The 11,473-nt window shown below is 62.5% G+C and carries 9 protein-coding genes; 1 reads left to right on the forward strand and 8 read right to left on the reverse strand.

Annotated elements, in window-relative coordinates; all coding sequences use genetic code 11:
- Nucleotides 1–49 precede the first annotated feature (49 nt).
- The 4 genes from mukB to cmoM are packed head-to-tail and all read right to left on the reverse strand — an operon-like array spanning nucleotide 50 to nucleotide 7,323.
- A complete protein-coding gene (mukB, locus tag JS46_RS11750) occupies nucleotides 50–4,525 on the reverse strand; it encodes a chromosome partition protein MukB (protein ID WP_033751248.1) in 4,476 nt (1,491 codons plus the stop codon).
- Nucleotides 4,522–5,238, reverse strand: a complete 717-nt coding sequence (gene mukE / locus JS46_RS11755) for a chromosome partition protein MukE (RefSeq protein ID WP_033751251.1) — start codon at nucleotides 5,236–5,238, stop codon at nucleotides 4,522–4,524. Before mukE ends, mukB begins: the two co-directional genes overlap by 4 nt.
- Complete coding sequence (gene mukF / locus JS46_RS11760) at nucleotides 5,219–6,541, reverse strand: chromosome partition protein MukF (RefSeq protein ID WP_033751254.1); 1,323 nt, start codon at nucleotides 6,539–6,541, stop codon at nucleotides 5,219–5,221. The genes mukE and mukF overlap by 20 nt, the downstream gene beginning before the upstream one ends.
- Complete coding sequence (cmoM, locus tag JS46_RS11765) at nucleotides 6,538–7,323, reverse strand: tRNA uridine 5-oxyacetic acid(34) methyltransferase CmoM (RefSeq protein ID WP_033751258.1); 786 nt, start codon at nucleotides 7,321–7,323, stop codon at nucleotides 6,538–6,540. The genes mukF and cmoM overlap by 4 nt, the downstream gene beginning before the upstream one ends.
- A gap of 125 nt (nucleotides 7,324–7,448) precedes the next feature.
- On the opposite strand from cmoM, the gene elyC reads away from it, so the two are divergent.
- Complete coding sequence (elyC, locus tag JS46_RS11770) at nucleotides 7,449–8,234, forward strand: envelope biogenesis factor ElyC (protein WP_033751260.1); 786 nt, start codon at nucleotides 7,449–7,451, stop codon at nucleotides 8,232–8,234.
- Here elyC and JS46_RS11775 read toward each other — a convergent pair.
- The 4 genes from JS46_RS11775 to JS46_RS11790 form a co-directional block, all read right to left on the reverse strand.
- On the reverse strand, nucleotides 8,214–9,107 hold the full coding sequence (locus tag JS46_RS11775) for a fructosamine kinase family protein (protein WP_033751261.1): 894 nt from the start codon (nucleotides 9,105–9,107) through the stop codon (nucleotides 8,214–8,216). The two genes, elyC and JS46_RS11775, sit on opposite strands and share 21 nt — an antisense overlap.
- A 101-nt stretch (nucleotides 9,108–9,208) precedes the next feature.
- Nucleotides 9,209–9,958 carry a 3-deoxy-manno-octulosonate cytidylyltransferase gene (gene kdsB, locus JS46_RS11780; protein WP_033751263.1) on the reverse strand — a complete coding sequence of 250 codons (750 nt, stop codon included), beginning with the start codon at nucleotides 9,956–9,958 and terminating at the stop codon, nucleotides 9,209–9,211.
- Nucleotides 9,955–10,137 (reverse strand): Trm112 family protein, encoded by a 183-nt coding sequence (locus tag JS46_RS11785; RefSeq protein WP_033751266.1) that lies wholly within the window; start codon nucleotides 10,135–10,137, stop codon nucleotides 9,955–9,957. Before JS46_RS11785 ends, kdsB begins: the two co-directional genes overlap by 4 nt.
- 106 nt (nucleotides 10,138–10,243) lie before the next feature.
- Nucleotides 10,244–11,461 carry a winged helix-turn-helix domain-containing protein gene (locus JS46_RS11790; RefSeq protein ID WP_033751269.1) on the reverse strand — a complete coding sequence of 406 codons (1,218 nt, stop codon included), beginning with the start codon at nucleotides 11,459–11,461 and terminating at the stop codon, nucleotides 10,244–10,246.
- Nucleotides 11,462–11,473 lie beyond the last annotated feature (12 nt).

Here is an 11,473-nt window from a genome sequence, read left to right on the forward strand (position 1 = left end):
GAGACAAATGCCGTCTACAGATTACCCAATGCGGTAATTATTAACCAGTTTAAACCTGCGAGTTTTCCGCTTCCACCCCGGCTGACTCCTCGCTGTCGCGGCGCGTCGTCGGCGCATCGGCAGAGAAGCCGCGCAGACCAACTACGTGCACATGTTCAGTATTATTGAACACTTTACGGACCAGCTTATAAGTAGTGCCTTTTTCCGGGCTGATGTTTTCCGGCGCCGCGATCACCAGCTGCATCTCCAGACGCTCGCAAAGTTCAAACAGCGTGGCGATAGAGCGCGCATCCAGACGCGCCGCTTCGTCGAGGAACAGCAAGCGGCAGGGAGAAATGTCCTTGCCGCGCAGGCGGCGCGACTCCTCTTCCCAGCTCTGCACCACCATCACCAGGATCGACATCCCGGTGCCGATCGCCTCGCCGGTCGACAGCGCCCCGCTCTCGGCGCGCAGCCAGCCGTCGGAGCCGCGGTTGACCTCTACTTCCATCTCCAGGTAGTTGCGGTAGTCCAGCAGCTCTTCGCCGATAGTCTGCGGCGTGCGCTGCCCCATATCGATGTGCGGATTGAGGCGCTGATAGAGCTTCGCCAGCGCTTCGGAGAAGGTCAGACGGCTGCTGTTGAAGAGATCCTGATGCTGCTCATGCTCTTCCGACAGCGTATCAAGCAGCGTGGCGTGGGCTTCGCGTACGTTTACGTTAAGCCGCACGCTACGCACCTGGCCGAAGCTCACCATCTGCAGTCCCTGGTTGAGCTGACGGATACGGTTCTGCTCGCGCTGAATGGTTTTGCGAATAATATTCGATACGCTGCGCGAACTGATCGCCAGCGTCTGCTCGCGCGCCGTCAGCTCTTCGGTCAGACGGTTCAGTTCGATCTCCATCTGCTCGATCGCCTCGACCGGATCGTCGGTGCGGATGATATCCTGACGGATACGCTCGCGCAGATGCTGATAGACGGCGATAAAGAACTGGATCTTGCGCTCTGGACGCTTCGGATCTTCCGACAGGCGCAGCACGTCGCGCAGATGCTCGTTATCCGCTACCGCCAGACGCAGCGCGCCCAGCGCCTTATCCGACATCGAACGCAGCTCGTCGCCGCTCAGGTAGGCCAGCTCGCGACGGTGCAGTCGTCGTTCGACGCCGTTCTCTTTTACCAGCCGCAGCACGCTGCACCAGCCCGCTTTGGCGCTCACCACCTGCTCACGAATGCGGTGGTAGTCGCGCTCCAGCACGCGCAGCCGTTTCTGCAGGTTCTCCATTTCCGCTTCGCAGAAGGTGAGCTGCTTTTCCAGCTGATTGCGACGGGCGCGGTTGTGGCTCAGCGCGGCGTAAAGCTCGTCGCGGCGAATGCGCGCGCGCTCTTCCGCGCTGGCGTCGGCATGCACGCCGATATCCTGCATCTCCTGCAGCAGCTCTTTCAGCATGTCGCGCTTGGTGTCGTGCGAACTCTTCAGGGAGGCCAGCACCTGGCTGTACTGCGCCATCTGCGCCCGCTGCTCGCGCAGGCGTTCGCGCGCGCGGCTGCGCTCGCCTTCCGCCTGCTCCAGCTGGCGACGCAGCTTATCGCTGAGATCGTTGTTGCCGTTCAGCATGCCGGCGGAGTCGCCATAGCTAAAGTGGGCGCGGCGCTGCACCACTTCCGTCAGGGCGAACGCCTGCTGACGCGCGACGCGCTGCTGCTGCTGCGCCTGCTGGTAGTCGGCCTGCAGCTGTTCATGCTGCTCCGGATCGCTCTGCAACACGCCGATCAGCGACTCGAGCTTCGTCAGCTTCGCGCCGTGCTGATGCAGGAAACGCGCCGCCTCCTGCGCCTCTTCGACCTGCTCGCGAATTTCGTCGCAGCGATCGGCCAGCGTGTCGTCCAGCAGCAGATTGACGCGCGGCAGCAGGCGGTTTAGCTGCGCCACGCCCTCTTTCGCCAGCTCGTACTGCTGACGCTGCTGCTGGTTGTCGCTTTCGTGCTGCGCCAGCGCGCGCTCCAGCTCGCTACGACGGGCGTTGTACTGGCGGAGCTGCGCTTCAGGATCTTCCTCGAAGGCGACCGCCAGATGCGTGCCGATAAAGCGGCTGAACGACTGATGCAGACGCTGCGTTTTCTGCACGTCGAACGAAAGCGTGGCATAGCGTTCCGCCAGCCGATCGCGCTCGATGTGCAGCTGCTCCAGCTGATTCTCGCGCGCGGCGCGGCCGAACAGCGGCACTTTTGGAAAGCGGGAATAGCGCCACTGACGCTCAGCCACCTTCACCACCACCGCGTTCTGCAGCTCTTCCACGGCGAAGACGCTGTCGTCGAACGACTGCGGATCGCCCTCAATCAGGTAGAGATCTTCCGGGCACTCTTCCAGACCGTCGAGCTGCTCGCGCACCAGCGACAGATCCGGCACCACGATAGCGTGGCGCGACGGGCCGTAGAGCGCCGAGAAGTAAGGCGCGTCCTCCAGCGTGACGTCGTCGTAAATTTCAGAGAGCAGCACGCCGCCGAAGCGTTCCGCCAGCTGCGTCAGGCGCGCATCTTCCGCGCCGCCAGGCTGGCTGAGGCGTTCAATTTTACGTTCGACGCTGCGTTTACGCGCGGCGATCTCGTCGCGCTCCACCGTGGTTTCGCGCTCGCGCTCCAGCAGCTGCTGCATGTATTCGGTGATCTGCTGGCTGTTTTCCAGCGCCTCGCCGGTCTGCTCGCTGAGCTGCGTCAGGATCTCCTGCGCCGCCAGCCAGTGCGGCGCGCGTGCGGTGAGCGCGGCGATGCGCTCGCGCAGCGACTCCAGCTCCTGGCGCATCACCATGCGGCGTTCGCCGGCGTCGGAGACGCTGGCGTTGAGCTGTTCGATCTGCCCTTCCAGCTCGCTATGCAGCCCTTCCAGCGCGTCGGCGTCATAGTGCGCGCCCTGCCGTTTGCAGAACTCCGCCAGCAGGCGCTCCGCCTCATGCTGCTCGCGCAGACGCTGCTCCATCTCATTCAGGCGCAGGCGCAGCGAGGAGAGCTGCTCGGCGTAGTGACGCTGATTGGCGGCGTCGCGCAGCAGCTCGCGGCCGGTTTGCCAGGCCTCCTGACGCGGCACATCGCCGGCGATGCTGGTTACCAGCGCCAGCGCCTGCTCGAACTGGCTGTGCGCCGCTTCCGCTACGCTCAGCTTCTGTTCCAGACGCAGCAGCGTATCCGTCGCTTCCTCTTCGGTCGCCTGGAAACGCGCCTGCCACTCGGCGGCGTTGTCGATGGTGAGATCGGGCAGCTGACACAGCGTCTTTGCACGCTCCAGCGCCTGCAGCGCCTGCTGATACTGAATCGCTCGCGTCTGTTGAACGTCGAGCGCCTGCTGGAAATCGGCCAGCTGGTTTTTCAGTTCGTCGACCTCCAGCTCTGCTGCCTCGGCGCGCGCCTCGTTCTCTTCCTGCGCTTCGCGCGCTTCCGCCACCACTTCGTTCTGCTCTTCCAGACGATGCGTCAGCTCGTCGAGGTCAGCTTCGTAGCGCTCGATTTTTTCCTGCTGGCGCATTGCGGTCTGCACCAGGTTGAGGTGATCGCTGGCGGCCTGATAGTCCGCTTCCAGATCGTTCTCTGCGCCGCCGTGCTCGGCGAGTTCGCGCGCCATCTCGATATGGCGATACTGCTCCGTGGCCAGCTGTTTGCGGCTGGAGAGGAGATCGCGACGCAGCTGCAGCGCGCCGTCGAGATGAATGCGTCGCTCGTTGGCGTGACGCATATAGTCCGCCGAGACGTAGCTGGTGGCTTCGGAGATCAGATGCTTAAACAGGTCGCGATCGGACTGCGTGACGCGGATCGCCTCCAGCGTCATGCGGTTTTCGCGCAGCGCCGCCTCCATATCCTGAAAGGCTTTGCGCACGCCGCCGTTTTCCGGCAGCAGATAGTCGCGCAGCGAGCGGGTAATGGCGCTGGAGATGCCGCCGTAGAGCGACGCTTCGATCAAACGGTAGAATTTGCTGCGATCGCCGGCGGAGCGCAGGCGGCGCGGCACGATGCCGTGCTCAAACATCATCGCGTGGTAGTCGGTGACCGAGTTGAACTGGCGGAACTGCACCTCTTCCTGCGCTTCGACGCGATCTTTAACCTCGCTCAGCGGCAGCACGCGCGCCTGGCGGCTGTTCATAATCTCGGTCAGCATGTCGGTCGGCTGGCTATCCATCGGCAGCCCGTGAATGCTGAACGGCTTGATATCGACCTTTTTATCGCGGCCGGCTACCTGCTGCAGACGCACGCCGGCGATAACGCGCTGGTGACGCGAGTTGATAACGTCGAGCACCGCGTAGCAGACGCCGGCGCGCAGCTTGCCGTGCAGGCCTTTATCGCGCGAGCCGCTGGTGGCGCCCGCCTCGGTGGTGTTGCGGAAGTGCAGCAGCGTCAGATCCGGGATCAGCGCCGTCACGAAGGCAGCCATGGTGGTGGATTTGCCTGCGCCGTTGCCGCCCGACAAGGTGGTGACCAGTTCGTCGAGATCAAAAGTGCGGGCAAAAAAGCCGTTCCAGTTGATCAGGGTAAGCGAACGAAATTTTCCGCGTTCAATCATGCCTGTTCTTCCTCCGCGCTATCACTCGCGTCGCTGTCAATATCATCCTGCTCGCTGGTCGCGCTCACGCTGTCGAGCGCCATGGCTTCGCCGTCGCGGATCAGGCGCAGCTGCGCCTCGCGCGGATCGTCGCCGCTGCGCACGTCGGCGCCGAAGCGGAACACCGATTCGGTAATGCGGAATTTGCTGCTGTCGTTGCCCATAAACCACACCATGCCGAGTCGACGCAGTCGGCTCAGCGAGGCGCGCATTTTCTCCTGCAGCCTGGCGCGATCGAGATCGGAGCCGGTGGAGCGCTGGTTCACCAGCTTGAGCAGCTTGTTCTCGTCGGCCAGCGCCAGCAGCTCGTCATACAGCTCCTGCTGGGTGAAGATGCCTTCGTTCGCCAGACGCTCCGGGCTGAGATAGAGATAGCAGAGCAGCTTGCCGACCATCATATCCAGCTCAGAGAGCACCGAGCGCGGGATCAGCGTGGTGGAGCGCGGACGCAGATAGAAAAAGCCCTCTGGCGCGCGAATTAACTCGACGTTGTAGCGGGCGTAAAACTCTTCCAGGAAGCTCTGGTAGTCCATAAGAAAAGCGTGCTGGTCCAGCTCTTCGATGCCGATATGGCGACCGGCGCGCAGCTGGCTGTCGAGCGCGGGGAAAATCGGGTTCGCCAGTGCCTGCGCCAGCTTAAGCGGCATCACTTGTTCAATATTTGTCGATGACATGTGCCTGCACCTTGGCTCCGTAATCATTAATGGCCTGCCACTGCGCGGGCAGACCGGCTAAATCGGCTTCCGCCACGCCGAGGCGCACCGCCTGATCGACGACGATACGCGCCAGATCAAAGTGGCGCGCGCGCGGATACTGGGCAAGATAGTCGCGCATCACCGTGGCGAGATTGAGCGGTTTCTGTTCAGATTTGTAGCTCAGCAGCGCTTCTTCGATCATCGCCGCCAGCTGTTCGCGGATTTCGTTGAACTCTTCATATTCCAGCTCGGCGGGCAGTTCGCCCATCACCTCGTCGTTGCGCAGCGTCAAATCCTCGTCGCGCATATCGAACAGGCGATCGGCGCTGGCGTAGGTCAGCACCCACGGCTGGTCGAAGTAATTTTGCACCGACTGGCGCAAGCGCTGCGCAAAGACGCGGTTCTTGTCCATATCGATGGCGGTTCGAATGAATTTGTGGACGTGGCGGTCGTAGCCGATCCACAGGTCGATCGCCTGCTGGCCCCAGCTGATAATGCGGTCCAGCTTGTTTTGCAGATCGAACACCAGCTTATCGACAAAGCCGAGATCGGGGCTGCTGAGCGTGGCGTCCTGGATGCGCAGCAGGTTGGCCTGCAGCTTGTCGCCCGCCGCCTCCAGCGTATCCTGCAGCTCGCGCAGCGTGCCGGAGGTTTCCGACAGCAGCATTTCGCAGCTGGAGATCGCCGCGCGCCAGTCTTTGTTCAGCAGATCGGCGATATCGTTCTTGACCGCCTGCTGCTGTTCATCCATCAGGCGCTGCGTCATGTCGATGCTGTCGAAGATCTCCGCCACGGAATATTTCAGCGGCGCGAAGACGTTGCGATGCCAGTGGAACTCGTCGCCATCCTCTTCCGCCGCATCGGCGGCGCGCTTCAGCTCGCCCGCCACGATCGACAGCTGCATCGACAGGCGCAGCGTCGAGAATTCACGCTGGCGGATGTAGTAGTCAGTAATGCCGATCGCCAGCGGCGTCAGACGATAAATGGCGTGTCCTTCCGTCATCTCGCTGGTAAAGCGGTTGATCAGGCGCTGGCGCACCATATCGTTGATGGCGTTGTTGGCGCGCACCACCACGGTTTCATGGGTTTGCTCAAAAGCTTTGCTGACGTGCTGAAAAGCGTCGATCAGCTCGCCCTCACTCATTTCGCCATCCATTCGCTCGCCGTTCAGGGTGGCGATGGCCAGCAGAAAAGCCAGACGATCGACCGGCAGCGCAAGGGAAAAGTCATTCTTGCGCGCCCAGCTGACCAGCTCGGGTACCGTCTGGGAAAATTCACTCATAGTTCGTCCTTCTGCCCTGGTTTACGCGCGGTCACGTGGATGTAGCGTCCCAGGCTTAAAAAGGGTTCCTGGCGACAGTAGCGTCGCTCCATCTCAAGAATGCTCGCGTCGCCTCCGCCGTCCGCCGGCGGGGCTTTCATATAGTCGCTGAAGACGCGCACGCCCGTGCGCTGCTCGATCTCGAAGCCGCACGCGGCGAGCCAGCGGTAGACATCTTCCGGGTCGCGCGGGTAGTCCGGCGACAGGGAGCGCTTCTTCTGCTTCGCCATATTGACGCGCAGATAGCCGAAGTTCCCCAGCGTCAGGTTGCGAAACACCAGGCTGTGGCGGTTAAAAAACATCAGCGACATCACGCCGCCGGGCCGCAGCGCGTCAAACAGCGCCTGTAGCGCTTTTTCAGGCTCAGCGACCCACTCAAGCACAGCGTGAAACAATACCAGATCCACCGGCGTATCCAAATGCTCGCCCACCTGCTGCACGGCGATTTGTCTGAATTGCATGTTGTGGCTCACCTGCTGCGCCTCGGCATGCTGCTGCGCCCGGCGCAGCATCTCCGCCGAGAGATCGCACAGCAGGATCTGGTGGCCGCGCTGCGCCAGCCCGCTGGAGATTTGCCCCAGCCCGCCGCCGGCATCCAGCACGCGCAGCGGCGCCGCGCCGAGCGTCGGCAGAATCGCCTCAAGCTCGTCCCAGAGGATCGCCTGACGCACGATCCCCTTGGTGGTGCCGTAAATATTTTGCGAAAATTTTTCCGCGAGATCGTCGAAGTTACGATCCTGCATGGCGTGGGCTCCGGTATGCTGCGCTCAGACTTGTGCTATTTTGTCACAGGCTCATGAAGAATGAACCTTTCATCCCCTTCTTCCTTTCCAGCTGCTGTTTTTTCGGACAACAAGGAGTTTTTTTGATGTTTTTTGGACTGAAAAAACTGGTGGGCGGTCTGTTGATGCCTTTACCGCTGCTGCTGCTGATGATGGCAGCGGGTATTTTACTGCTTTGGTTTAGCCGCTGGCACAAAAGCGGCAAAATTTTAGTCTCGCTGAGCTGGGCGCTGCTGCTGCTGTTGAGCCTGCAGCCGGTCGCCGATCGCCTGCTGCTGCCGCTGGAGTCGCGCTACCCTACCTGGAACGGCAGCGAGAAGGTCGACTTTATCGTGGTGCTGGGCGGCGGCTATACCTTTAACCCCGACTGGGCGCCGAGTTCGAACCTGATTGGCAACAGTCTGCCGCGCGTCGCCGAAGGCGTGCGCCAGTGGCGACGCAACCCGCAGGCGACGATGATCTTCACCGGCGCCGCCGCCGGACAGAATCCTGTCAGCAACGCGCAGGTCGCCGCCTCGGTCGCGCTAAGCCTGGGCGTGCCGCCTGATCGTATTCAGGTGCTGGATCGGCCGAAAGATACCGAACAGGAGGCGCGTGCGGTGCGCGGCGTCGTCGGCCAGCATTCCTTCCTGCTGGTTACCTCCGCCAATCATATGGCGCGCGCCCTGAATTTCTTTCACGCCGCCGGCTTAACGCCGCTTGCCGCGCCCGCCAATCAGCTGGCGATCGCTTCGCCGCTCAACTGGTGGGAGCGCGCGCTCCCTTCGCCGCTCTGGCTGAGCCACAGCGACCGGGTCGTCTATGAGACGCTGGGACAGGCGTGGCAGTGGCTAAAAGGCGGCGACGCGCCCTCAGCCGAGCCAGGGCAGTAGCTGCGCATGGGCGTAATCGAAGCGCGCGCGGTCGAATTCGCCATACTGCACCAGCCCGTCGATGCAGTCCCACAGCTGATAAAGCCAGCGCCGCCAGAGGAAACCTTCGGAGACCGGCGCACACTGTAGATAGCGCGCCATCAGCGCCTGCTCCGCCGGACTTTCGCCCAGCTGCATCAGCTCATATTCGCGCGGCCCCCATAAAATGGCGCCGGGCTGGGTCATCGCCAGCAGCTGATCGCTGCGCGCGTTTTTGACGATGCTGGTCAGGCGCAGATTGCCATGCAGCATCACGCAGGGATCGTCGAAGTCGCGAAAGAGATGCGCCAGCTGCTCGCGGCTGCGAAACAGCACCTGGCGGTCGGCAGGGGTGAACGCGGGCGGCTGCAGGTAGCTGAGCGTGGACCAGAGCACTTCCACGCGCTGATGGAACCAGGCGGGCCAGCTGTTTTGCTGGGTGCTGTCGACGGTGCCGACCAGGCCATGCCCGCTGATGCGATGCCAGGCGAGCAGCCCTTCCACCACCTCTTCGCACAGCTGCTGCCAGCGCGCGGCGTCGCGGGTCGGTGCCTCGGCAGAGACGCCGTTCAGGCGCGCCATCAGCAGCATTTCATGCGCCGGCGGCTGCTGGCTCAGCACCAGACCATAGACCGCCGGCACGGCGATCAGTCCTTCATGGCCGAGCAGCGCCAGCTTTTTCGCCTCCAGCGCGGCGCGTCCCTGATGGCGGAAATATTTCGCCACCAGCGGCATCGGTTTGTCCTGGCGATCGTAGAGCGCATAGAGCCGCGTCGGCGGCTGTTCGCTGATGGTTTCGAGCCGGCCGACCGTCTCGCCCAGCACCAGCGAGAGTTCAGATTTGAGACTTTCCATGCATCCTCCTCAAGGAAAACATCACACCATCCTGGAGGCCTCAGCGGGCGAAAAAGCAGAAATAGATCAATAAAAGCGTCGGGGATGATTCCCCGACGCCGTCAGCCCTGCAGCGCGGCGCGCACGCGCGCCAGATCTTCCGGCGTATCCACGCCTGTGCCCGGCACGGTTTCCGCGACGGCGACATGGATTTTTTCGCCGTACCAGAGCACGCGAAGCTGCTCCAGCAGTTCGATCCGCTCCAGCGGACAAGGCGCCCAGGAGACGTAGCGACGAATAAAGCCGGCACGATAGGCGTAGATGCCGATATGGCGCAGCAGCGTATCGCCGATCTCCTCGCGGGACGCGGCGTAACGCTCGCGATCCCAGGGAATAGTGGCGCGAGAGAAATAGAGCGCGTAGCCCTGCGCGTCCATTACCACCTTCACTGCGTTAGGGTTAAACGCCTCTTCCGCGTCATGAATCGGCACCGCCAGCGTCGCCATGCCCGCCTGCGCGCCTGCCAGATTCGCCGCCACCTGGCGGACGATTTCCGGCGGGATCAGCGGTTCGTCGCCCTGCACGTTGACGATGATCTCATCGTCGGCGAACCCGCAGGTTTCGATCACCTCAGCCAGCCGCTCCGTGCCAGACTGATGGTCGGCGCGCGTCATGCAGACTTCGCCGCCCGCCGCTTCAACCGCCGTTTTCACATCCGGATGATCGGTGGCGACAATCACGCGGCTGGCGCCAGAGGCGCGCGCGCGCTCCATCACATGAACGATCATCGGCTTTCCGGCGATATCGACCAGCGGTTTGCCGGGCAGGCGCGTCGAGGCGTAGCGCGCGGGAATAATCGCCGTGAAACTCATGGATGGATCTCTTCCACGGCGAGCGTGCGCGCTTCGTTTTCCAGCAGCACCGGAATGCCGTCGCGTACCGGAAAGGCGAGCGCGTCAGGTTTGCAGATCAGCTCCTGCTGGGCGTTGTTGTAGTAAAGCTTGCCGTTGCACACCGGGCAGGCAACAATTTCGAGTAAGCGGTGATCCATATGTCCTCCATTGCGGACCGATTGCATAAGGCGCTAAGGATACCATAGCGCAGTGTTTCAGCGTGCGCGGAAAGCGGCCGCGAAACTGCGGCGCAGACCGCAAAGCTCAGGAATCGAGCGTCCAGACGCCAGGCCAGTGCGGCCGCAGCGCGGCGGGCATCTGTTCGAACAGCACGCTCTCCGCATCCTGCCAGGCCGCAAAGCGTTCAATCGCCTGGCGAACATCCCTGACGAATGCAGCGGTGACGCGCGCGTCCGACTCCAGCCAAAAATTCTTGATCACCAGCTGCCGCGCCTGCCGCTGCATGCGGGCGTCCAGCCTGGCCTTGATCGCGCCGCGATGCAGCACCGGCAGGACGAAATAGCCATATTTGCGCTTCGCCTCTGGCGTATAGCATTCGATACGATAGTCGAACTGGAACAGCTCCAGCGCGCGCCGCCGATCCCAGACCAGCGGATCAAACGGCGACAGAATGGCGCTGTGCGTGGCGTTAAGGGGCGCGTCGAGCAGCGGCAGCAGATCGCGATGCAGCCACATCTCGCCAAGTCCGGCCACCTCGACCGGCATAATCTCGCCCGCCTGCTGCGCTTTTTCCAGATAAGGCTTCAGCGCTACGCGTTTAAGACGGTAGTAATCCGGCAGCCAGGCGGCGCGAAAAATACCGAGGCTGCGCGCGCTGTTGCGCAGCATTTCCCACTGCGCGTCCACTTCGCTGAGGGCGTGCAGCGCATCCTGCCACTCCGGCAGCACGCGCGATCGTAGATCATAGACCCGCTGAAAATTGCGTCGCTCGCTGACCATCAGCTCGCCCGCGCTGAAAAGATTTTCCAGATGCCGCTTGTGCGGCTTCCAGGCCCACCAGCCGGGTTTGTGATCGGCGCCGCTGGCGAAGTCGGCGGCGCGAACCGGCCCCTTATCGGCAATATGCCGCAGCAGGTCGGCGATCTCCTGCTGATGATCCTGCATCCACTGGGCGTTATATTTCCAGCCAAGGCGCTCGGGTTCGAGCATGCGGTGGCGCAGCAGCCGGTAATCTTCGCGGGGAATAAAGCAGGCTTCGTGCGCCCAGTATTCAAACAGCTCGCCCTGCGCCAGCGCCTCTTCCAGCCAGCGCGGCGGGTAGCTGCCGAGGCGGCTGAACAGCACCAGATAAGGGCTGCGCGCGACGACGTGGATGGTATCGATTTGCAGCAGCGACATGCGCCGCACCGCCGCGAGCAGATCCGCATAGCGCGCGCGTTTCGACGGCGCGCGCAGCAGACCCTGCGCCGCCAGATGAAGATTTCGTGCCTGTTGAAGCGAAAGCGAAAGCGTTGTGTTCATTCCCTTCCTGCA

Source organism: Pantoea sp. NGS-ED-1003 (genome assembly GCF_000738765.1).
Taxonomy (GTDB): Bacteria; Pseudomonadota; Gammaproteobacteria; order Enterobacterales; family Enterobacteriaceae; genus Pantoea; species Pantoea septica.